General features: G+C 52.7%; 21 protein-coding genes. 11 read left to right on the top strand and 10 right to left on the bottom strand.

From position 1 onward, the window contains the following. The first annotated feature begins 56 nt into the window (after positions 1-56). From EPA93_RS08180 to EPA93_RS08195, 4 genes are all read left to right on the top strand, one after another. Positions 57-650, top strand: a complete 594-nt coding sequence (locus EPA93_RS08180) for a TetR/AcrR family transcriptional regulator (RefSeq protein WP_129886580.1) — start codon at positions 57-59, stop codon at positions 648-650. Positions 651-719: 69 nt separating this feature from the next. Continuing rightward, on the top strand, positions 720-1,328 hold the full coding sequence (locus EPA93_RS08185; protein WP_165422959.1) for a class I SAM-dependent methyltransferase: 609 nt from the start codon (positions 720-722) through the stop codon (positions 1,326-1,328). 136 nt (positions 1,329-1,464) lie between these two features. Continuing rightward, the gene (locus EPA93_RS08190) at positions 1,465-1,899 is read left to right on the top strand and encodes a RidA family protein (protein WP_129886582.1); all 435 of its coding nucleotides are present in this window, start codon (positions 1,465-1,467) and stop codon (positions 1,897-1,899) included. Positions 1,900-2,050: 151 nt separating this feature from the next. After that, complete coding sequence (locus EPA93_RS08195; RefSeq protein ID WP_129886583.1) at positions 2,051-2,485, top strand: SRPBCC family protein; 435 nt, start codon at positions 2,051-2,053, stop codon at positions 2,483-2,485. A 13-nt stretch (positions 2,486-2,498) separates the two neighbouring features. Here EPA93_RS08195 and EPA93_RS08200 read toward each other — a convergent pair whose 3' ends face one another. Beyond that, positions 2,499-3,452 carry a ketopantoate reductase family protein gene (locus EPA93_RS08200; RefSeq protein WP_129886584.1) on the bottom strand — a complete coding sequence of 318 codons (954 nt, stop codon included), beginning with the start codon at positions 3,450-3,452 and terminating at the stop codon, positions 2,499-2,501. Between the two features lie 266 nt (positions 3,453-3,718). Between EPA93_RS08200 and EPA93_RS08205 the strand changes: the two genes are divergently transcribed. Further along, the gene (locus tag EPA93_RS08205) at positions 3,719-4,279 is read left to right on the top strand and encodes a TetR/AcrR family transcriptional regulator (RefSeq protein ID WP_129886585.1); all 561 of its coding nucleotides are present in this window, start codon (positions 3,719-3,721) and stop codon (positions 4,277-4,279) included. A gap of 81 nt (positions 4,280-4,360) precedes the next feature. After that, positions 4,361-5,305 carry an LLM class F420-dependent oxidoreductase gene (locus EPA93_RS08210; RefSeq protein ID WP_129886586.1) on the top strand — a complete coding sequence of 315 codons (945 nt, stop codon included), beginning with the start codon at positions 4,361-4,363 and terminating at the stop codon, positions 5,303-5,305. 120 nt (positions 5,306-5,425) lie between these two features. On the opposite strand, the gene arsM is transcribed toward EPA93_RS08210, so the two are convergent. The 7 genes from arsM to EPA93_RS08245 form a co-directional block, all read right to left on the bottom strand. Beyond that, positions 5,426-6,280: an arsenite methyltransferase gene (gene arsM, locus EPA93_RS08215; RefSeq protein WP_129886587.1), complete on the bottom strand. Its 855-nt coding sequence runs from the start codon at positions 6,278-6,280 to the stop codon at positions 5,426-5,428. Next, positions 6,277-6,990: an RNA polymerase sigma factor SigZ gene (gene sigZ / locus EPA93_RS08220; protein ID WP_242527353.1), complete on the bottom strand. Its 714-nt coding sequence runs from the start codon at positions 6,988-6,990 to the stop codon at positions 6,277-6,279. Before sigZ ends, arsM begins: the two co-directional genes overlap by 4 nt. A 326-nt stretch (positions 6,991-7,316) precedes the next feature. Next, positions 7,317-8,522 carry an MFS transporter gene (locus tag EPA93_RS08225; protein WP_129886588.1) on the bottom strand — a complete coding sequence of 402 codons (1,206 nt, stop codon included), beginning with the start codon at positions 8,520-8,522 and terminating at the stop codon, positions 7,317-7,319. 43 nt (positions 8,523-8,565) lie between these two features. Then, a complete protein-coding gene (locus EPA93_RS08230; protein WP_129886589.1) occupies positions 8,566-9,279 on the bottom strand; it encodes an HAD family hydrolase in 714 nt (237 codons plus the stop codon). A gap of 36 nt (positions 9,280-9,315) precedes the next feature. Further along, the gene (locus EPA93_RS08235) at positions 9,316-10,989 is read right to left on the bottom strand and encodes an alpha-amylase family glycosyl hydrolase (protein ID WP_129886590.1); all 1,674 of its coding nucleotides are present in this window, start codon (positions 10,987-10,989) and stop codon (positions 9,316-9,318) included. Positions 10,990-11,088: 99 nt separating this feature from the next. Beyond that, complete coding sequence (locus EPA93_RS08240; protein ID WP_129886591.1) at positions 11,089-12,120, bottom strand: LacI family DNA-binding transcriptional regulator; 1,032 nt, start codon at positions 12,118-12,120, stop codon at positions 11,089-11,091. Between the two features lie 46 nt (positions 12,121-12,166). After that, a complete protein-coding gene (locus EPA93_RS08245; protein WP_129886592.1) occupies positions 12,167-13,315 on the bottom strand; it encodes an epoxide hydrolase family protein in 1,149 nt (382 codons plus the stop codon). A 480-nt stretch (positions 13,316-13,795) separates the two neighbouring features. Here EPA93_RS08245 and EPA93_RS08250 point away from each other — a divergent pair, with 480 nt between their 5' ends. The 3 genes from EPA93_RS08250 (at position 13,796) to EPA93_RS08260 (ending at position 17,267) form a co-directional block, all read left to right on the top strand. Beyond that, positions 13,796-14,788: a carbohydrate ABC transporter permease gene (locus tag EPA93_RS08250; protein WP_242527354.1), complete on the top strand. Its 993-nt coding sequence runs from the start codon at positions 13,796-13,798 to the stop codon at positions 14,786-14,788. A gap of 60 nt (positions 14,789-14,848) precedes the next feature. Beyond that, complete coding sequence (locus EPA93_RS08255) at positions 14,849-15,745, top strand: carbohydrate ABC transporter permease (RefSeq protein ID WP_129886593.1); 897 nt, start codon at positions 14,849-14,851, stop codon at positions 15,743-15,745. Between the two features lie 175 nt (positions 15,746-15,920). Continuing rightward, positions 15,921-17,267, top strand: coding sequence for an ABC transporter substrate-binding protein (locus EPA93_RS08260; RefSeq protein ID WP_165422960.1), 1,347 nt, complete (start codon positions 15,921-15,923; stop codon positions 17,265-17,267). A 267-nt stretch (positions 17,268-17,534) separates the two neighbouring features. Here the strand turns inward: EPA93_RS08260 and EPA93_RS08265 are convergent, their stop codons facing one another. Then, positions 17,535-18,716 carry a glycoside hydrolase family 76 protein gene (locus EPA93_RS08265; protein ID WP_242527355.1) on the bottom strand — a complete coding sequence of 394 codons (1,182 nt, stop codon included), beginning with the start codon at positions 18,714-18,716 and terminating at the stop codon, positions 17,535-17,537. A 272-nt stretch (positions 18,717-18,988) separates the two neighbouring features. On the opposite strand from EPA93_RS08265, the gene EPA93_RS08270 reads away from it, so the two are divergent. Next, positions 18,989-19,666 carry an HD domain-containing protein gene (locus tag EPA93_RS08270; RefSeq protein WP_129886596.1) on the top strand — a complete coding sequence of 226 codons (678 nt, stop codon included), beginning with the start codon at positions 18,989-18,991 and terminating at the stop codon, positions 19,664-19,666. A 311-nt stretch (positions 19,667-19,977) separates the two neighbouring features. On the opposite strand, the gene EPA93_RS08275 is transcribed toward EPA93_RS08270, so the two are convergent. Further along, positions 19,978-20,649 (bottom strand): TetR/AcrR family transcriptional regulator, encoded by a 672-nt coding sequence (locus EPA93_RS08275; protein WP_129886597.1) that lies wholly within the window; start codon positions 20,647-20,649, stop codon positions 19,978-19,980. Between the two features lie 202 nt (positions 20,650-20,851). On the opposite strand from EPA93_RS08275, the gene EPA93_RS08280 reads away from it, so the two are divergent. After that, positions 20,852-22,492, top strand: a complete 1,641-nt coding sequence (locus EPA93_RS08280; RefSeq protein WP_207229481.1) for an FAD-dependent monooxygenase — start codon at positions 20,852-20,854, stop codon at positions 22,490-22,492. Positions 22,493-22,752 lie beyond the last annotated feature (260 nt).

Consider the following 22,752-nt stretch of genomic DNA (forward strand, 5'->3'; position numbering starts at 1 on the left):
ACAATTACTATAATATATCTATTGAATGATGAGTCAGTCAAAAAGAGGAGAAATTCATGCCACGTCCAGCGAGCGAGAATCGGCGCATCCGCGATGAACGCCAGGAACACATTTTGCGCGCGGCTGCCGGCTTGTTTGCTCGCAAAGGACTGATGGCTACCACAATTGCAGAGATTGCGGCGACGGCCCAGGTAAGCCATGGACTGGCCTATCACTACTTTGCAAGTAAAGAAGAGATCTTCAGACTGCTTGTCATGCGCGCAATGCAGGGTACAGAGCGTGTTGTGCACGAGGCTCACGTGCGCGAAGGTACGGTTAGCGAGCGGCTGCGCTGGCTCATCAGCGAAATGATCGATGGAGCGCGCAGGTCTGCCAATTACATGCTTATCGTACAGCAGGCAATAATCAGTGAGGCCGTTTCTGCCGAAGTGCGGGAACTGGTTCTCCAGGGCGCGCAGAACTCGCTTGATTTGCTGAGCGAGCTATTCCGCGAAGGCCAGGACAACGATGAGATTATCAGCGGCGATGCGCGACAACTGGCGATGCTCCTATTGTCCTGCGTGCAGGGGATTGTAGCCGGTGCAGTGATGCCTTTCAAGCAACCGGATATCGAAGCCGAAACCATGTTGCGGCTATTCTTAAAGCGCTAAAATTTTTTAACTGAAGTTTTGAATGATTGGTCAATCAAAATGAACGATTAAGGAGATCTGAGCATGGTTATGCCATCGAAAAGAAACGATCTTCCACGCTTCCAACGCTGGTCCAAGAGCTATGAAACCTCCTGGCTCCAGCCAGTCTTCTTTGAGCCGTCTATGCGAACAGTGCTAGAAGTAATTGCAAGTTATGTTACGACACAACCTGAATCCGTACTTGATATAGGCTGTGGAACCGGGCGTCTCTTGCGCTCGCTGCATGAGCGCTGGCCTGAAGCCGAACTGCTTGGCGTAGATCCTACCTTCGGCATGATAGAAAAGGCGCGGGAACTGAGTTCCGCTATAAAGTTTGAGGTCAGCTTTGCCGAAGCGCTGCCCGTGCCGGATGCCTCCATCGAGGTAGCGATGAGCACCTTTTCCTTTCACCATTGGAGCGATCAGCAAGCGGGTCTGCGCGAGATCGTGCGCGTGCTGAAACCGCAGGGCTATTTTTTCCTGGCCGACGCGGTGCAACCAGGCTGGCTGGCGCGTTTGCAGCCAAGATCCCATATGCAGAGGCCGGAGGGCGTGCGTGAACTGTTTCAGCAAGCAGGATTACACGTGCTGCACCAGCAGCTGACCAATACCAAATGGGCTCTCGTCACCGCAGGCAGGAAGGAGCTGGCCGCAGACTAAAAGTTTCGTCGGCGAAATTCTGCTTGCTTTCTATTGGCTGAGAATGCAGGAATGATATTGTCCGCTTTGCGTGCTAGAATCGTCTGAGAAACAAATATGTTTACTGGTGCTAAAGTTGAGAAAGAGAGGCAAACAGATGACGCAATCTTCTAGTTCAGAGCAGGTGCGCGGGCAGGTGCGCTATCTCAGCCCTGACACCCTTCATAAGAATCCAGCCTTTTCGCAAGTGATAGAGATCAGTGGACCCGTGAAAATGGTCCATGTCGGTGGTCAGGATGCCGTCGATGCCCAGGGTAATATTGTTGGCAAGGGAGATCTCACTGCGCAAACGCGGCAGGTGCTCATTAATCTGCGCAATGCTCTGGCCGCCGCCGGAGCTAGACCGGAGCATATCATTAAATGGAATATCTACCTGGTACAGGGCCAATCCTTGCGCGAGGGCTACGCTGCCTTTCAAGAATTCTGGAAAGAGCAAGCTAATCCTCCAGCAATTACCGGGCTCTTTGTGGCCGGGCTGGCCCATCCAGATTTTCTTGTCGAAATAGATGCCGTTGCAGTCGTTCCGCTCTAAAATAGAGTAGCCTGCTCGCCAGCGAGAAGTGAGCGCTACATATGGAACCTTCATCGAGTATGATGAGCTCACAAGCTACATGGAGGTTCCGATTACGCTCTGCTGGTGCGAAAGCCTGATTTCTAGAAAGCAAGAAAAGAGGTAAAGGGATATGCCACAAGCGGGAGGGAACAGAGAGCCGGGACAGGTTGGCCAGACAAAGGCGACAGGCTTCCAGATAGGTGTGCGCAGAACGTTTTCTGTATCCATGCAAGCGGCCTGGAATTTGCTGACTTCTGAGCAAGGCCTCGCCATCTGGCTCGATGCAAAGCCGCCATTAGCGCTGAGAGAGGGCGAGACATATACTACAGTAGAGGGCGTAACGGGAGAAATTCGCGTCATCAATCAAGGCCAGAATATTCGCCTGACCTGGCAGCCACCTGGCTGGTCGAGAAGCTCAACCGTCCAGGTGCGCACAATTCCGGCCGGTGAGTACACAACTATCAGCTTTCATCAAGAATGGCTGCCAGGACCCGGCCAGCGGGAAAGGATGCGCCGCCACTGGCAAGACGTTTTAGCCAGGCTCAAAACCCTGCTGGAGCCATAAGGCGCGTGCTGAATTAGCCAGCAGCGTTTGCTTCCGACTCGGGAATGTGACGTGTCAACGCGTCCCAGTTCGGGGTTGCAAGGCTGGCTTTTTGCTTCAGGCTGGCGAAATCATGATATAAGGCCCTATATTCGGCAAGCTGAGCAGGGGTGGGCTGCTTGTATATTATGCTGGCGATTGGCGTTACGGTAAAAATTTTCAAGAACAGGTAAACCAGAGGCCGCCTTCTGACAAGCTGGGCCTGGGCAGCAGGGATAATAGGATAGCCAAGGGTTTCCAATATCCTATGTCCTTCATCCAGGGCTGCAATGACCTGGTTCAGGCGCTTTTTGTCGCTGGCGGCCTTGCCTAAATTACCCTCATAGGCACTCATAACGCCGTGCAAAGCTAGAATCAGAACCATGTGGCTTTTCAGCCAGGCGTCAATATTCTCCGCAAAGCCCAGCTTATAGCTGGTATGGACAAAGGCTCTTTCCAGCAGAGGTCTCCACGAGCGATCTCCATCTAGCGTCCCCAGATCCATGTGCCCACTTCCGAAACGTATGTTGATAACGCGACCATTTTCTCGTCGCCCACCGTTGGTTTGAAAGCCAAAAATTACCTTTTTTTCTGTGGCACTATTTTCTTTAAGGTACTGTTGCATGGACTCGGCATTCGCATTATTCCCGACAAGCACAATATGCCGGCTTTGATTGTGCGCAAGAATAGGCAGCACGGCCGGAAAATCAGAGTACATCATCGAGACAAAAATGAGATCGTAAACATCATCTGGCTCAAGCGTGCTGATGACATTTACGCTATCAACAGTAGTTTTACATTGCAGGTAATGGCGAATGACAATCCCGTCCTTCTGCAGTTCTTCGCTTCGTTTGCCCCGGGCAAGCACGGTTACGTCGTTGCCTCCCCGGATTAGTACATGCGCGAGATAGCTAGCCTGAACTCCCGCGCCATACACTAAGATTTTCATAAGTAGGCCTCCTCTATTTTATAGACAACTGTTGATTTATTATCGTTTGTCCAATATAATGATCTTACTAGAGCAATCAGCTTGCTTCAATAGGGAAAATTGCTAAATTTGTTCAGTACTCAACAAATACTCGGTTTTTGTTCAACATCTAACAAAATTAGGCTGATTGTTGGCTTAAGAAGCATGGATGGGTTGAGATATAGGCAAGAACTCTGTAGGCGGCATTGGATTAAGAAGTTCGCGCAACGGTAAGGAAGGAGAAGGCTGTGGATAGACGAGTACGTAAAACCCGGGAAGCTATTATGGGAGCTTTCATCGAGTTGCTGTCAGAGAAAAGTTTTGAAGATATCACGATGAATGAAATTGCTGAGCGGGCAGACGTGAATCGCGGCACCGTCTATCTGCATTATGTAGATAAGTTCGATCTCATGGATCGCTGCATAGAGACTCAATTGACGCGCTTGTTTGAAAGCTGCCTCGATAGCAAAACTGCTCCTTTGCCTTCTAAAGTTTCGCTGCTGCATACATTTGAATATCTGGAGCAGCATGCCGTCCTCTTCAGGATGCTGCTAGTGAATAAGGGTATACCCGCTTTTAATAAGCGCCTGGCGGCCGGGATTCAGCAGCATATCAATGAATATATTGATATGTATAGTAATGATTTGAATGTGAGCAAGGAGTTGCTAGCACAATTTCTCACTTCGGCGATCATTGGTGTGCTGGAGTGGTGGGTTATGCACTCAATGCCCCTGCCTGCGCAGGATGTCGTGGAACAATTGTGGTCACTGCAGCAGCGCCTTCAGGTGGTGCTCCCGATAGAGGCATAAAGGGAGATACATTTTTCTGCCTGTTTGTTGTACACTTGAAGGTATCCTCATTTATTCTGGCAGAGGAAGGATTTGTATTCTATGAAATACGGTGTGATAGTTCCCCAGGGCTGGCGGCTTGATCTGACGCATATTCCCGATCCCGGCGAAGCATATGAAGCTATGACGCGCGTGGCTCAGGAGGCCGAGGTGCTGGGGTATCATTCAATCTGGCTTTACGATCATTTTCACACAGTCCCTCAAATTACTCAAGAAATCACCTTTGAGTGCTGGACGGCCACAGCAGCGCTCGCGCGCGATACAAAGCGTGTGCGCATTGGGCAAATCGTTACTTGCAACAGCTATCGTAACCCGGCGCTGTTGGCCAAGATGGCCAGCACGGTTGATGTCCTTTCGCACGGTCGTCTGTATTTCGGGATTGGCGCGGGCTGGTATGAGCACGAGTATCGCGCCTATGGCTATGAGTATCCTGAGGCTCCGATCCGCTTGCGTCAGCTGCGTGAGGCTGTGCAGGTTATCAAGAAGATGTGGACTGAAGAGGAGCCAGTCTTTGAGGGCAAGTATTATCAGATCAACGGAGCTATCAACCAGCCCAAGGGCGTGCAGCAGCCACATATCCCTATGCTAATTGGCGGTGGTGGCGAGAAAGTTACGCTTAAAATTGTTGCTCAGCACGCCGATGCCTGCAATCTTGGCGGCACTATTGAGAACATCAAGCATAAGCTGAGCGTGCTTAAGCAACACTGCGAGGCCCTGGGACGCGATTACGAGAGTATCTGGCGCACGGCTATCGTCGATCACTGCTCTATTGCTGCGACCGATGAGGCCGCGCTTGCCAAACTTTCGGCCGATCAGCGCGGCGACGTCGAGAATCTGCGCCAAAGCCAATTGATTGGTACGCCTGAGATGCTGCGCAAGCGCCTGGCCGCGTACGAAGAGGCAGGTATTCAGGAATTGCTCATCCGCTTTGTGGATGCCACGCAATTGGATTCGCTGCGGCTCTTTGCCCGCGAGTTTATCGCCTGATACATTTCTGTTTGCAGGTGCCTGGCCCTATCATTCAGTCAGGCACCTGTTTTACACTGTTTTGGAATCCTGTTTCATGGAGGGCAAGCAATTTGCCCTTGTTCCTTACGACTCGGGCGCTTAAGGCTTGCGCGCACGAACGAAGGCGCTGACAAAACGTCCATCAATGGCCTCTCGTTCCTCGGGCGAAAGGGAGGTCACAGAGGCGCTTGCCCCACTTGAGGCAATGTCGTCAAGTGAATAGCGCCGGGTGACTTCGATCTCGATATCGACAAAGCCGGCTTCTTGCAACAAAAGGCGGTAGGTAGCTTCTTCGAGTGCTCCCGCCACGCATCCGGCCCAGGATTCCATATCGCGCCGCAAAATTGGTGGCAGGTCTCCTTGCACAACAATATCGGAGACTGCAAAACGCCCGCCGGAAGTCAGGACGCGGTACGCTTCTCGCAAGACTTGCCCTTTGTCCGCTGAGAGATTAATCACACAGTTTGAGATGACCACATCCACGCTGGTGTCAGGCAATGGGATGCTCTCAATGATGCCCTTTAAAAACTTGACATTCTCGATTCCTGCTTCTTTGCGGTTGCGCTCTGCCAGCTCCAGCATGGCATCAGTCATATCGAGACCATAGGCAAAGCCTGTTGGTCCTACTCGTTTGGCCGACAACAACACATCAATCCCACCACCGCTGCCCAGATCCAGGACTTTCTCGCCAGGTCTGAGTTCAGCCAGTGCTGTTGGGTTGCCACAGCCAAGAGAGGCCAGTGCTGCGGCAACAGGGATCTCGCCCAACTCCATCTGCGTATACAAGTCAGAGGTAATGGGGTCACTCTGATGAGCGCCGGAGGAGCAGCAGCCTGACGCGCAACAGGACGACGTATCCCCTTCCGGGGTTCCGAGCACCTGGAGCGCGGTCCGTGCATACCTGGCGCTGACCTCTTGTCGCAAGCGTTCGTCACTTTGGGGAACAGTGTTCATTTGATAGGTTCCTTTCCATTTCTCAGCGGGAGAAGCGCTGCATGCCCTTCTCGTTTGCCTTTACATGCAGAGACGGGATTTGGCAAAAAAGGACGCAATGGTTGGTCTTCGCTGAAGTTTACCGGGTCGGCGCAATGGTTTGGTTGCTCGCAGCAATCACAGCGGGGCTGATAGTCAAGAATATGGCCGCGACGATCCAGCTCAAAGTGACAGCAGGCCAGCAGCTCTTGCCTGAGCTTTTCACGCGCGCGCTGGACCCGTGACTTCGCACCAGAAAAGGAGAGGCCAAGACGCTCGCCCAACTCTTTTTGGGTGAGACCCTGGTACGCAGTGAGGATTAAGGCTTGCCGATCCTGCTGAGGAAGCGAGAGCACCATTGCCCGGACACAGGGGAGCAGCTCACTTATGATGTCATCGTCGGGTAGCTCTTCTGGCATATCAGGTCGTATCTCGGCATCTAGAGAGGTCAGGGGCAAGTTGCGACTTCGGTAGTAATCAATGATAAGATTACGGGTGATCTGATAGATCCAGCTCTCCAGGCGGCGGGCATCTTTCAGGCTTTCCCCATGCTGATGGATTTTGAGAAACACCTCTTGTAACAAATCCTCTGCTGTAGCATCATCTGTAACTCGATGACGAATGAAGTGGTACAAGGGTGTATGAAATGCCTCCCATGCTTGCTCAGCCACGGTACTTATCATTCTTTCCATGTCCTTTCCTCGCTTTACAAGAGATGACGGAGGTTCAGCCAAAAGGACGCACGAGGCTTGTCATATTCAAGTGCAGCACCCTCGCCTGGGCTGAGGTTGAGTGGGAAGCTTGCCCTGGCCGGCCATCGCTCTCTAAGAGCGCCTGGATCAGAGGCAGCTCCCTGGCTATGCTTTCATGATCTGGCTATAAGTGTACCTGATCATTTTGATTGTTGTCAAACGCAACGATAGTGCTGCCAAACAGATATTTGGTTTTTGAGGCACCTGCTTTGCTTCTATCATTTAGCTTGGTAGCTGTTTATGGCTATCCTCAAGCTGCTAGGGCCTTATGTGTCTGGCGCCTGCCTTGCATGTTTTCCATCTCCACGCAAACAATGTACCAGCAGGGTCAGGACGAAGGCCCCGACTAGCAAGACCGGCACCACACTATAGGCTCCCTGAATACTGAGCACGTCAGCCAGGCGACCCAGCATGAGCGGTGCCGTAAAGATAGCCACGCCAACCCCAAAGGCAAAACGTCCGCTTGTGGCGTTTGCCCGAGCAGGGTTTATACTTAGTGCGGCCGAGAGGATGAGCGGGTAGAGATTTGCGATGCCCAGACCGGTTAGCACAAGGCCACCAAGTTTTAGAGGAAGCAGCGGCGAAAGCCAGAAGAGCGAAAATCCCAGGGCCGTTATGCTCAAAGCGACAAGCAAGAGAGGCGTGATTGCTATTTTGCTAGTGAGACGACTTCCTATCAGGCGGCCAAGGACCTCGGCCACGAAAAAGAAGCTCACGCTGGTGGCAGCTTCATTCACACTGAGTACCTCCGTGTTTTTGAGCAAGGCTGCGCTCCAGACAATCATGCACCACTCCATGGCGACGCTGCACACCATTGCCAGCCAGCAAAGCCAGAAGATAAAAGGAACGCTATGCTGTTTCTGCTTCTGGGCCTCTTGTTCTCTCTGTTCCGGAACCTTGAGATGGCGAAAACGCCAATAAAGGAATATGAGGACGAGGAGAGGGACAAACGAGGCAGAGCGCCAGCCAAGTTCAAGCGCTTGCCATCCTCCAATGAAGAGAGGAACCGAAGTGGCGCCAATACTGGCTATCACGTTAGCCTCGGTAAGCGCAGTTGCCCGTTGCCCTTGATGCAGATCGGCCAGCCCGCCTTCAATCGCTGTTCTAACAACAGTTCCAAATGCGCCCATGAGGAAAGAGCCGAGGAGCGCGAGCACGAACGAGGGGCTGACCATAAGGAGCCCTATTCCTATCCACATTCCGATAGCACCACCCCAAAAGCGTGTCCGACGCCGAAAGATGCGAGCTGGAGCGTCGCCAAGAAGGCCAACAAGGAGCGTCGCCAGGGCAAAAGCGCTGGGAAGCAGGCTTGTCTGCGTATAAGTGAGATGCAACTCTGCTTGAAGGAAGAGGGCGAGCGGACCAAGCGCCGCCTGCAAAAAAGCATAATACCCAAGCATCAGATAGGCAGACCAGGTGAAGCCTGTGCGCACAAACGATGAAGGAGGAAGGAGTGCCGCAAGGTGCCTCATTGGTCTCTCCTCTCTGCCACAAAAGGTAACTTTCGTTGTGTTCCTATATGCAGATCCAGCCAGGAAGCTTCCTCCGCCGTGCCTGCGCGGGAAAGGTTACCACAACCGCTGTCAGGTCTGGAATAACGATGCTTGCTCCCGCGTCTAAAAGAACTTGCGCCAGGGAAGGCTCACGCACACCACAGCACTCCATGCCTGCTGCCCGCGCGGCCAGAACGCCACTCTTAGCATCTTCAAAGGCCACGCAGCACGAAGGATGCTTACCCAAGGCCTGGGCTGCCTGGATATAGCAAGCGGGATCAGGCTTTCCTCTGACAATATCCTGTACCGTAATCTGTGCTGCAAAGATCTGCTCAAGACCAAGTTGCTGCAATACGCGCCCAACTTTCCAGCGATGAGCGCTAGTTACCAGGGCCAGAGGCAGATGAGCTGCGTGTAATTGGCGCAGCAAGGCAATAGCCCCCGGTATTTCCCTGTACATGCTATTCTGTTCATACTGTTCGAGCTTGATGTAGACCTCTTCCTGCTCGCGCTTTGAAAGAAGAGGAAACAAGGTTTCAAGCGTGTGGTTGGCCGAGCAGCCGTAGATATGGTGATCGAAATCATCAAGCGTTAAAGTGAGCGCGTATTCTGCGGCGAGCCGTTGCCAGAATGAGGTCACAGCGAACCGCGTATCGACAATGACACCATCCATATCAAAACAGATGGCCTCGTATGGAAGCTGCTGACTATCTTTGCACATGATGTGTTGCCGCATGGCTGCAAGACCTCCTCCCGGTTGTGGCTTAAACCTTCAAGACAAGTGCACGCGTTGATCCTGTATTTCCATGACAATCAGGCATCCCTCATTTGCGCGCAGCGAGAGGACCGAGAGGTCCACCGCTCCTTGACGATCCAGGTGCGTGGAGAGTACAAGATACCCGTGGCTGCCTTCTGCAAGGCGAATGAACTGCTCTTCATTGGTGAAGTTCAGCGCAATGAGCCAGCGTTCATGTGGCCCCGAGCGTTCGTAGACCAGGCATCCCTCGGGAACCTGAGAAAAGGAACTATAGCTACCAACTGTCAGGGCAGTGCTGCTGTGGCGAAGATGGATAAGGCTGCGCGTCAATGTAAGCATCGAGGAAGCGTCAGCGAGTTGGCTTGCAACATTGCATTCCTTGGCATCCTCGGCAAGAGGGAGCCACGGCAAAGCGTTTGCCTGGCAAAAGCCGGCATGAGTACTCTTGTCCCACTGCATGGGGGTGCGCTCTGGATCGCGTCCAAATCCCTGCCCTGGCACACGCAGTTCCCAGGGATCTTGGATGCGAGAAGCCGGAATATGGACATCATGCATTCCGATCTCATCCCCATAGTACACCACAGGAGTTCCTCGCAGGGTCAGCAGGAGCATCATGGCAATGCGAGCCCGAGCCTCGCCAACGCGGCTCGCAATCCGCGATTCATCGTGGTTACCCAAGACGTAGCAGGGCCAGGCTCCAGCAGGCAAGATAGACTCAACAGCATCAACCACCTGGCGAACCTCTCTAGCGGTACGTATGGCTCCAAGCAAGCCAAAATTGAAGGGCATGTGGAGCTCATCAAGGGCCGCACCGTAGTAAGTTACCCATTGCGACCAATCAAAGAGGGAAACCTCGCCGAGCATGAGACGAGGATGATGAGGATCAAGCCGCTCATACTCATCAAGGAGACGGCGTAGATCACGGTATATGCCATGCGTATCAGCATGATCGCGATCGTAGAGATGTAGTTGCGAATCATATTCCCCCAACGGCTTATACGCTGTCAGTTCGGGATATAGGTTAGGAGGATTATCGCGCAGGGCGGGATCTTTGAGAATATAATGAGCGCTATCGATGCGGAGCCCATCCATGCCACGATCAAGCCAGAAGCTCACCACTGCAAACATGGCCTCTTTAAGAGCCTGGCAGCGCCAATTCAGATCTGGTTGCGCTTTATGGAACGTATGGAGATAGTATTGTCGCGTGTGCGCATCCCATTCCCAGGCCGACCCTCCCCAATGGCTGAGCCAGTTATTGGGAGCAGACCCATCCTCCTGCGCATCGGCCCAGACATACCAATCGCGTTTGGGATGCTCTCTTGAGGAACGAGAGGCGAGAAACCAGGGATGCCGATCCGAGGTATGATTAGGGATGAAATCGAGAATCACGCGCAGCGCACGTCGGTGCACTTCTGCGAGCAGGCGATCAAAGAGAGAAAGATCACCAAAGAGCGGATCGAGGTTGGTATGGTCGGTTACATCATAGCCTGCGTCGATCCCGCCCGAGGGATATACAGGCGAAAGCCAGAGCGCATCTACCTTGAGCGTTTCGCTGAGATAGTCTAATTGCTGAAGGATACCAGCTAGGTCGCCATTGCCGTCACCATCGCTATCTTTGAAGCTGCGCACGTAGAGATGATAGATTACACCTGACTGCCACCAGGGAACTGCATGTTGAGGTTGGTTCAATCTGTTATCTGCCTTTCTTGGGAAGACAACTTGTCATAATGACGTCAAGCAAAGATGGCAGAATAGTAGCTTTTTGTGGCGCCTTCTTTGCTCAAGGATTCAAAGCATGGAGGAGCAGGAGGCGCGCACGATGAGCTCTGGCTTGACGATGCGTCGGTACTCCTGCCTTTCATTTGCTGAGCCATCAATGAGATCGCGGAGCATACTTACCGCCTCTTGCGCCATTAAAGAGACGGGCTGACGAATCGTTGTAAGCGGGGGAACGCTCTCGGCCGCCTGCTCGATATCATCAAAGCCAAGGATGGAAAGTTGCGCGGGAAGATGGAAGCCGAGTTGCCAGGCAACGCTCATCGCCCGCAAGGCCAGCGCGTCTGAGGCACAAAAGATTGCAGTTGGAGGTCGAGGGCGCGCAAGGAGCTGACGAAGGCGCTCTGTGGCATCGCCGGGCGTGCGTGCTGCACAGCACTGTTCATACCCCTCGTGCCATTCAAGCCCTCGATCCTTGACGAAGTGTCGAAAGGTGGCAAGTCGTTCGCTGACCCCGGCATGCTCAATTGTGCCAACAAAGGCCAGGCGCCTGTGTCCTAAATGGAAGAGATATTCCAGACCCAGTAAGGCTCCACGCTCTTCGTCAAGAGCAACCAGGGGCACAGTAGTCTTCGCGCCGGAGGCTACAGCCACGCAGGGCGTTCGACTCTGCTGCACCATCATCAGCAGGGTAGCATCATCGGGAAGATTGCCAAGCAGGAGGAGTCCATCAAACCAGCGGTTGAGCATCAAGGTCAGCTGGCGCTGTGCCGTCTGGGCATCGTAGTCTGCATGCCCTAGCAGTAGCTCAAACCCTTGCTCATGCGCGGCTTGCTGAAGCGCACGGGCCAGCTTGCTCAAAAAGGGATCGCCCATATCGCGAAGAATGGCTCCCAGGACACCCGTGCGTTGTGTGCGGAGCGCCGTGGCAAAGGGGTTGGGCTGATAGCCCAATCTCTGCGCGGCCTCCATGACACGAGAGATGGTGGCCTGACTAATCTTGATACTGCCCTTACGTCCGTTGAGCACACGGGAGACGGTGCCCACAGAGACGTGGGCCGCCTCAGCGATATCCGCGAGGGTGACAGGAGAGCGCAAATCCATAGCCGATCCTTTTCTGATATTTAAGAGGGAGAGCCTCTATATAACACTACTTCGCAGCATCTCTCAGCGGGCGAAAGAAGGCGCGTATGTCCTCGACGAGCGCTTGCGGCTGCTCCAGGGCGGCAAAATGTCCACCGGCTGGCATTTCTGTCCAACGTTGGATAGTATAGAGGCGCTCGGCCAGCGAGCGCGGGGGAGACGGGATTTCATCCCGAAACATAGCTATGCCCGCTGGAACCTCGATGCGCTCGCGATAGGCCTCATAGCCCTGATGAGCTGTCTCGTAGTAGAGACGCGTCGAGGAGTTGATGGTCTGGGTAACCCAGTAGATCATCACATTCGTCAACAGTTCATCCTTTGTAAAGGCCCTCTCAATCTCACCATGACAATCGCTCCAGCTGCGAAACTTTTCAATAATCCATGCGGCCAGGCCAACCGGCGAGTCGTTAAGGCCGTAGGCGAGCGTCTGAGGGCGCGTTGCGTGCTGGTGACTATAGCCTGACTCATCTTGAATGAATTGCGCGCGCTGTTCGAGCCACTGGCTCTCGGTTTCATTTATGGCCTGCTGACTCAGAACGGAGCGGGATGGCTGCATATTCAGATGCATGCCGATAACCCTGGCGGGAGCCGAGCGAGCGAGCTCTCCCGTGATATAGAGTCCCCAGTCGCCACCCTGGGTCGCAAAGCGCCGATAGCCCAGCTCTTGCATTAAAGTGGCAAGGATCTTGGCGATGCGGGCTACAGTGACTCCGCGCTCGTGAGTAGGGCCGGAGAAGCCATAGCCGGGGAGCGAAGGCACGATGACATCGAAGGCATCTGCAGGATCTCCACCAAAGCGCTCTGGCTCGCTCAAGGGTCCAATGATCTTATACATCTCAAAGAAGGAGCCGGGCCAGCCGTGCGAGATAAGCAAAGGGAGAGGTCGCTTTCCTTTGCCTTTAATGTGTAGGAAGTGGAGATGGGTACCTGCGATTTGGGCGCTAAACTGAGGAAAGGTGTTGAGCAAGCGTTCCCAGGCCCGCCAATCGTAGTTCTCTTGCCAGTAAGCTACCAGCTGCCGCAAATAAGCAAGGTTTGTTCCATAGTTCCACCCGGCATCCGACAGCGCATCAGGCCAGCGCGTTCGAGACAGGCGCTCTCTGAGATCTAGCAAAACTTCTTCGGACACCCGAATCTGAAAAGGAGCAGGAATCATGCAACACTTCTCCATTCTGCTCTCGCCCATCGATAAGAAAGCCGCCGTCAGATCGTTCATCCAATCAAGCCGTGTAAAGCAATCGATAGACGTATAACGTTTGCACAAAATAACTATAATGTATGGGGCGATAGATGTCAAGGTTTCTGGGTGCCAATCGTCTCACGAAGGAGGGCAAATCAGCTCACAATGCTAGCTGGAATATAGCTTCTAGTTCCTGAATGTGGTGAAAAGCCTGATCGTCCGAGCCGGGAAGGGAGATATTGACATAAAAGGATCTACAGGGTTCTGAGCAGAGCAAAGCATCTTGACAATTTTATTATCAGCATGATACAGTGAAGCGACAACGATGTCACAAGAGTTTACATTTTTTTACATAGTAGTGACATCGCTGTCATCGCGAGTGTTGAAAGCCTTTCCAGAGCATTTGTCAGGAGCAGGATTTATCCAACATGATGTATTTAGTGAGAGGTGATCGGTTTGAAAATTGGAATGCAGTCGCAGACGACGAATGGCAGCCTGGCGCTGCAGCGGCAAAAGGGGCAGAGCGAGCAAAGAAGCGCTATGCAGAGAAGGCGTACGCACCTGAAAGATAACATTGCTGGTTATCTTTTCATTCTGCCATCCATTATTGGCTTTGCGGTTTTCGTGGCCTATCCGCTGGTTTCTTCTGCGTATTATTCGTTAACGCATTGGGATGGTAACACACCAGCAATTTTTGTGGGCTTCAAGAACTATATCTACATGTTCACCAAAGACCCATCCTTTCTCCCATCTTTAAAAGCTACAGCGCTGTTCACCATTCTCAGCGTTCCGTCATCGCTGATTCTCGGACTATTGCTGGCGGTTTTGCTCAACCGCAACTTGCCTGGCATCAGACTATTTCGTACAGCGCTCTACCTGCCGGCGGTCCTCCCCTCTATCGCAACGCTGACGTTGTGGAAATTTATCTATAACCCACAATTTGGCCTGGCGAATCAGGTACTGAGTTTCCTGCATCTTCCTACGAGTGACTGGCTGAGTAGCGACACGATGGCTCTGCCGGCGCTTGTCATCATTGGCCTGTGGGGAGTTGGCAGCACGATGATTATCTTTCTTGCCGGTTTGCAGGCTGTGCCCCAGGAATTTTACGAAGCTGCCAGGCTGGACGGAGCCGGGTCGCTGCGTCTTTTCCTCCGTATTACGCTCCCTATGATTAGCCCGATACTCTTTCTGCAGCTTGTCTTGCAAATCATTACAGCTATGCAGGCGTTCAATCAGCCACAAGTCCTTACAAATGGGGGACCAGGTTTTAGCACAAGGCTGCTCATGTTGAGCATCTATGCTAATGGCTTTGGCGGCTTGACCCAATCTCCGCAAATAGGCTATGCCCTCGCCCAGGTCTGGGTGCTGTTGCTCTTCATCATAGTTGTCACCATCTTTACCTTCCGTACATCCTCCATCTGGGTGTATGAAGAGAGCTCTATCGATTAGCGCACATCAGTCTTGTGGGTAGAGCCTTAGATGTAACGATGTAGAAAGGAATATTTAGCGATGCGCATGGAACTTACGCGCGCTGGCAGACAAGCAGCAACTCGGCGCCAACTTTCCAGGGCTGGTGGAACGACGGCCTGGTATATCATTGTGATCCTGCTATGTGTAGGCATGCTTCTCCCCTTGCTTTGGATGCTCACGATTGCCCTCAAGGGCGACAATGATATTTATCGGCTTCCGCCCCAATTTTTCCCTAGCGAGTTTCATTGGAACAACTTTATTGATGGGATACAGGCTATCCACTTTGAACGGCTTTTCTTCAATTCTGTTGTGATTACGCTGCTCAATACCATTGGTTCGGTGATTAGCTCGACGATTGTCGGCTATGGCCTCTCGCGCATTCGGTTTGTTGGACGTAGAGTCTGGTTCTACATTTTTGTTGGCAGTATGATGCTCCCCGGTATTGTGAGCCTGATTCCTATGTTCCGTCTGTATTTGCAGATCAATATGTATGATACCTGGTTTCCGCTTTTTCTGCCTGCCTTCTTTGGCAATCCGCTCTTTATCTTTCTGGCACGTCAGTTTTATCTGACCATTCCCTATTCGCTGGATGAGGCTGCAAGAATCGACGGAGCTGGCCATTTTACGATCTTTACCAAGATTATGCTTCCGCTGACGCGCCCTGTCTGGATTACAATGGCAATTATGGCCTTTACCGCTACCTGGAACGACTACTTGAATCCGCTGGTCTATCTCTATTCTGATACCAAGTGGACGCTCTCGCTAGGTATGGCCTCGTTTGCTGGCGCGTTTGCGGGGGTTACAACGACAAAATGGAATCAATATATGGCAACGAATCTACTCTATATGTTGCCTCCCTTGATTATCTTCTTTGTGGCTCAGCGCTACTTTATGCAGGGTTTAAGCGCTCTAGGTACTTCTTCGCAGAACAAGTAAGTTATCCCGGGCGAAAGGGGCCATATTAGCTGCCCTTTTCAGCCACAAAGACAGCGTTGTCTCTATGCTTACGATTCGTTGTGAAAGGAGGAAATATGCAGCTCCAGGCGCTAGCAACGCGGCTAGAAGCGTATATGGATTCATCTCCGATTATATCTATTCAGAGGAGGTATACATGCAAAGGATAAAGTCATTCCCGACCTCGCTGGCTTTACTTCTTTCCCTTTTTACCATGATATTTGTGGCGGCCTGCGGTGATACGGGAAGCAATGCCAGCAGCAGTAGCAATGGTCCTGTGACCGTCACTTTTATGACCTGGGAAGCCAAAGATACGAACAAGGCAATTGATGCTGCAATGCAAAAATTTATGCAGCAGAATCCTAATATTAAGGTGCAGCGCATCGAGTCGCCCAATAGCGATTATGGGCAGAAATTGAGCTCCCTGTCGGTTGCTAAGAAGTTGCCGGATATTTTCTGGGCCGGCAACGATACTGAGCAGCAGTATGGCGGTCAGGGCTTGCTCTATGATTGGACAGAATATGCCTCTAAGAGCGACAACAAACTTGACTTTAGCAAGTTTGCTCCTGCTTCTATTGAGAACTGGAAGAATAACGGGAAGCTCTATGGCCTGCCTACCCTGATGAATACCTATGGCGTCTGGTATAATGAGGATCTCTTCAAAAAAGCTGGCTTATCGCTGCCCAAGCCTGGCTGGACCTACGATGAGATGCTGCACGATGCTCAGGTTTTGACGCAGAAAAGCGGCAGTAAAGTGACGCGTTATGGCCTGTGGAATCCACCCGATGATCCCTTTGCAGTCAGCGATTGTGCGGTTTCGGCGGGAGGCCAGTCTTTTGCCGATAAGACTGTCAATCCAACAAAGGTGACAGCCGGCCCTGAGTTTATTGCCTGCGCCAGAAAGTATATTGATGCTGTGCAGAACGGCTATGTTACGCCGCCCAGCTATAATTCGCAAAACAATCCGCTGATGGATAACGCTCCGCAGGCTTTTGTCTCCGGCCAGATCCCCATGTTCTACAATGGGCAGTGGTTTGCGCAGACCTTTTTGCAGTCGAAGCCCAGCTTTAAGTATGGCTTTGCACCTTTGCCCGTTGAAAAAGACGCAGTGCAGCCCTATGATGCAGTAGGCATCTGCTCGCCATCGTACGTCAAGAATCCTGATGCGGTCTGGAAAGTCATGCAGTTCCTGGCTTCTGGCGTTTGGGAATCGGTCTTGCCCAGCGCACCAGTTGCTCCAACTGCCTATCTACCTTCTTCCAACGCTTACTTCGATACGCTCAAGTCTGATGGGCTTACCACAGTAGCCGATACAGTCAATTACGAGCTAAATACGCAGAAGAAGCTGGGTATCCGCTTCCTATCGTCCTGGACGCAGAAGGGGCAGGATATCATTACCGCCAATTGGGAGAATGTGCTGTATGGTAAAACTCCCGTTGAGGCCGGTACACAGAAGATGGTTCAGCAATTGAATGATCTGATCCAGCAGAGCTCAGCGCCGTAAGCATTGGCGAGCGCTGATTCTTTTGGCGCAATTTTCCTATCCTCATGGCAAGGGCGGGGAGCACATGTTCCCTGCTCTTTTTGTGCCTTCTGTACAAGCAGGCTAGGCGGCCTTGGGAGTCGAGCTAGCCATGCTATGTTAGCGGGAATGAAAAGAGCCAGCGAGGCTTGCCCTATTTAAGCAGGCGATCGCTGGCCAGAGTCAGATTTGCCGGGTGGACGAACTTAGTACAGAACTCGTACCAGGCGAGTTCTGGGGTAGACGAACTTAGTACAGAACTCCATAGCGCGACGGGGGCCAGCAGAGTACCGCATAAATCTGTGTCATGGCTGCCTGGTCGATCATCTGCGTAGTGGGCTTAGTGGAATCGAAGCGGAACAATCCGGTTGCGGCGTCGCGGTATTTGCTCCATACCGTATCGGCATAGGTCTGCATGGCTTGCACGTAGCTCTGGTTATGATTGACTGAGTGCAGAAGCAGCAGGTTTTTGAAGAAGATCGCGTTAAATGGTGCGGGCTGCTTATAGAGGTTGTCGCTGCCGTAGAAGGCCAGGGCCGCGCTGGCGATATTCTCGGCCTTTTGCAGATAGCTCCTATCGCCAGTGATTTGATAGAACAGTGTATTGACGCCAACGGGCACGCCCTGGTTATAGCTCCATTGCGTTTTCTCAATGTTTCCCGACAGGTCGATGTGGTCCCAGTAGAGGCCGTTGGGGGCTAAGAGATTGGTGTTGGTCCAATCATACATCTTGCGCGCCCAATCCAAATACGAGCTATCGTGGGTGATCTGATAAAGGCGCAATCCAATCTCGGCGCCAGGCATATTGGAGACCGTATTGCGGTCGTGGCTCCATGAGGCCTGCGTCCAGAATACGCCGCCAGGGGCGGGATGGCTGGCATCAGTGTCCCAGCCTGAGATGACTAGCTGGAAAATCTGCTTGGCGCGGTCCAGGGACGCCCGATCGCCGGTCATTAAATAGAGCTGTATCTTCTCAAGTCCGACCCATTCGTTATCGTCGTAGAACTTGTCTCCGCCGTTGCCATAGGGTGGGCGCGGATAGGAATCGTAGCCGGCGACGCCAGTAGCGCCTGTGGTATTCCAGTAGTGCTCCTGACCCTGAGCGCGATCGGCGAGATCCCGCGCAAACTGGCGACCGGTTATGCCGGGAATATTGGAAAGGTCAAGGGTTGCAATGTGAGCCTGGGAGAACGGCCATTCGTAGGAATAGGTGTTATCACCAGACTGAACGGGATACTGTTCAAGGTAGAGATGGGAGCCGTCTTGCTTATAGAAATATTTTTGCAGCGCAACATAGGAAGCAAGTGCTCGCGACCAGTTATCGCTGTTTCCCAGGGCCATAGCCTTTGCCTGTCCCCAGCCAGATGCTCCCAAAAATGCGCTGCCAAGGGCGCCACTTAGAAGCAATTTAACTGTTGTTCTGCGTTTCACCGATTGACCTCCTTGAGATATCTCCTCAGCTTCAGCGCTGAGTTGTCCCCTGTTCTTGTAAATAAAAGACAACGTTGTCTCACTATGACAACGTTGTCTAAACCTTAACATTAAAGGCAAAAGATGTCAAAGGGATGAGATTGAAATAGGAAGATTGGATGCTCTATACTAGAGCTGTTACGCTGCCTGACCCTTAAAGCGTGATGAAGGTAGTTTATGGCTACTGGCTGAACTGCTTATGGCACAGGTGGCAATGTAAAGGAGGTTCCTGGATGTCTTTCGAGCTTCAACAGAATGCCTGGTCAGCATCCCCGCGCAGTATCTCTCAAGATGAGGCCCTGGATGAAGTTAAACGCTTATTGGGCGAGAACTTGCCCACAAGTTCGCTCTTTGCAGCCTATAAGCCCTTACGCGACTGGTTTGCCAGGCCCGCAGAAATTGCCAACATTCATGGGATTGCCCACGAGGCAAGAGTGATGATCTGGCAAGAAATCCTTGCCCGTTTGCTGATCAAAGAAGGCGTGAGCCTGGATCAAGAGGCGTTACGCTGGGCTGCCGCGACCCATGATTTACAGCGCCTTGATGATGGCAGTGATTTTCCCCATGGGAAGCGCGCGGCGGCCTGGGTTGAGCGGAATCTGAAGCAGCGACTTCCTGAAGCTACCCTCAAGATGGTTATGTATCTCGATACCTGGCACGTGCCGGCCGACGTGCATGCTCCAGCCATGACGCCCGAATTAGCAGTGTTTAAGGATGCCGATAGCCTGGATAGGGTGCGCATATATGATCTCGATCCGCAGTACCTGCGCTGGGACTATTCAAAGAACCTGTTGCAATATCTTGCGCAGGCGCTCTTTATGGAGAGCGAGGCCAGGCGCCAGCCTGGAGAGGTGGACCTGTTTGAAGTGGTCATTGAGGCGGCCGTAGCGCTTGGCCTGGTCAGAGCATGAGTGCCTATCGCTGTATAAACTAGCAAGGCACTCTATCTCTTCCAGCTAGAGGGAGCGCTTCGGCTGGAATGTTTGCACTCTGTCAAAGAAGGGAAGCGACACGAAGCTCTGGCCAGAGTAGAGAAGGCCTAGTCCTACAGTTGTAGTTACACAAACGTCGTCTACTCTGTGCTCTCACTCCTGGGAGGATACCCAGATTTCTGCTCTGTTGTCGTGTTCGTGCATTGCTCGTTGCCAGGCGACCTTCTTGGGCATGCATCCATTGCTGTTCCGAATGAGATGCATTTCCCCATGTGCGTGTGAGCTGGTGATCATTCCCACAGGCTCACTTCCCTGAGCGTCGAACACATCAGACGGAGACAGTATGTTGCTATCTGCCCGGAAGTGTAGGGTCTTCCCTGCTCAAGCCACCAGGTGATGGCATCAACCAGTTGCGCGGCTATGAGGGCGGGTACGAACCCATCTGCAAAGACGCGGCTCTCGGCTATCTGCTGGCTGCCCAGAGCGTATGCAAGGGCCTGAAGGCGTTCGCTCAAGGATTCGGCTAAATACGCCCGCATTTTTGTCACAAACCAGGAACTTCCCCTCTTGCCAAGAAGCGCACAGTACAGTCTCTCATAGTGAGCGAAATGCTCGAACATTTTCACCCACGGCTCTGGTGCGCGCTGCCCTTCCAGAGCCGGTCCAAAAAGCTCTCCCCAGGGATCTACAGAGGATTGCGTGTCGAAGCGGTTGATCATTGTGCGGCGGAGCGGGTCAATATCGCGCACGACCGTGAGCACCATTTCCTCAAAGATTTTCTCGACCAGATCGTATTTATCCTGATAGTAACGATAGAACGCGGCCCGGCTCACCATTGCCCGCTCAGCAATCTCACCCACGGTGATGGCATCAAAATGACGCTCTTCTATCAAAGCAATCAGCGCCTCCCGCAGGAGTTTCTGCGTACGGCGCACGCGCAAATCATTGGAGTTTTGAGACATTTTGCGCCTCCTGTCACATACGTGACATTTCTTCTCGCTTGCTCCTTGTTTCGCGTGAGGAAACAAGCTACTCTTGGGATACGACAGAGTGTCATACGATGATGATCGTGTCACAGAAGAACTATTCCGTCAATATGCCTCTGTATTGGGGTAGCACAACAAGAGCAGTTGAACAGATGTTGGATCGATAGAAAGGAGCCCAATGATGGCTCAAGAACACGTACCGGTTTTGATTGTGGGAACTGGTGGCGCTGGTTTATCCCTCTTCCTCTTACTACGCCAGCAGGGGATTCCCTCGGTGCTGATCGAGCGGCGGAGCGATATCTCGATCTATCCGCGCGCGCGCAATCTCAATTTTCGCACGCTGGAAGTATTACGCGGGCTGGGCTTGGCCGCAGAGGTTCGCGAGGCTGGAACAAGAATCTCGCAGGTGATTTCCAAAGAGACCCTTGCCTCAAAACAAGAGGATATATTCGATCCTACCACACTGATGGAACATTCAGAAGCCCTCAGCCCAGACCCATTCGGATGGCATTGTCCGCAGAGTCGGCTCGAACCAATGCTCCTGGCAGAGGCGAAGCAATGCGGCGGCGATGTGCGTTACAACACAGAACTCGTCTCTTTCACCCAAGATGCGACTTCCGTGACTGCAACGCTGGAGGAACGTGTCACCGGAAGGTCGTATGTTGTTCGATCAGTCTACCTGATCGCCTCTGATGGCGCTCATAGCCACATTCGCGAGGCGCTCGGCATCCCATCGCAAGGGTTTGGAGTACTTCCCGAGCACTTTATCTTCGTCTACTTTCGCGCTCCTTGGCAAGAGCTTATCGCAGGCCGCGAAGCTGACGCGTTTACGATTAAGAACGCGGATGTCCAAGGCATTTTCCTGGTCGTCACGGATGATCTCGGCATGTTTATGATTACCTACCGGCCCGCGCTTGGAGAATCCTCTACGGACTTTACTGCTGAACACTGTAAGGATCTGGTCCAGAAGGCGATAGGGAAACCAGATATGGCTGTAGAGATCGTGGATATTGCACACTGGCAGCCAGCTGAAAGCGTCGCTTCGCAGTTCCAGCAAGGGCGCGTCTTCCTCGCTGGCGATGCTGCTCATACCATGCCTGCCTACAAAGGGCTTGGTGTTAACACGACTATTCAGAGTGCGCAGAATCTGGGTTGGAAATTGGCCATGGTCATCCGTGGACAGGCGGCTCCTCAACTTCTGACAACCTACCAGGAGGAGCGGCATCCCGTCGGATGGTTTGCCGCCAGGCAGTCGCTCACTGGACCGGGAGCAGCCTGGCTGTCGAAGGGAACGAAGAGCGAACTCTTGCCTGTGGAGAAGGACCTCCCACTCTTTTATCCCATTGTGGGCTACCGCTATCGCTCCCAGGCGATTCTCTCAGAAGACGCCGCTGTAGAATCGCAGGATGAGATCACGCTGCTGGACAGCGAGGAGCTCAGCGGTCTTCCTGGAACACGTGTCCCACATCTGTGGTTGGAGCGGCAAGGACAGCGCATCTCGACGCTGGATCTGCTCGATGGTCGCTTCGTCTTGCTGACGGGCACAGGTGGAACTGCCTGGGGCGAGGCAGCAGCAGCAGTTGCCGAGAAGCTGGGAATCAGGCTGGCGGCCTACCGCATCGGGGCAGATGCCGACTTACTCGACTCGGAGAACGGCTGGCAAACGAAGATGGCTATGTCGGCTGAGGGTGCAGTGCTGGTTCGACCTGATGGCTTTGTGGCTTGGCGCACCAATACCCTCCCAATCAATGCTGAGCTGAAGCTTGAGCAGGTGCTTTCGCGCATTCTGGGCAGGTCTAGTGCTCCGACCCATCTGTAAATGAACAGAGGAGGAGAGAATGGTGAGAGCAAATCCTCGTTTTTTCTCACCATTCTCTCCTCCTCTGTTCCCATGTGGAATTGCGCGCCAACTCCTCTCCTCGCATGGCGGGCGAATGATATGTTGTTCTTCTGCATCGCATTTCTACGTTCCACGCATCTCTTTCGTCAAGAAAACCGAGAACAGCAAAGCAAGCTTCTATGCCTTTTCCTTTTTTCACAGGCACATTCATCTTCTTCTCCTGAAGAGATATGGACCAC

The sequence above is a fragment of the Ktedonosporobacter rubrisoli genome (assembly GCF_004208415.1).
In the GTDB taxonomy this organism is placed as follows: Bacteria; Chloroflexota; Ktedonobacteria; order Ktedonobacterales; family Ktedonobacteraceae; genus Ktedonosporobacter; species Ktedonosporobacter rubrisoli.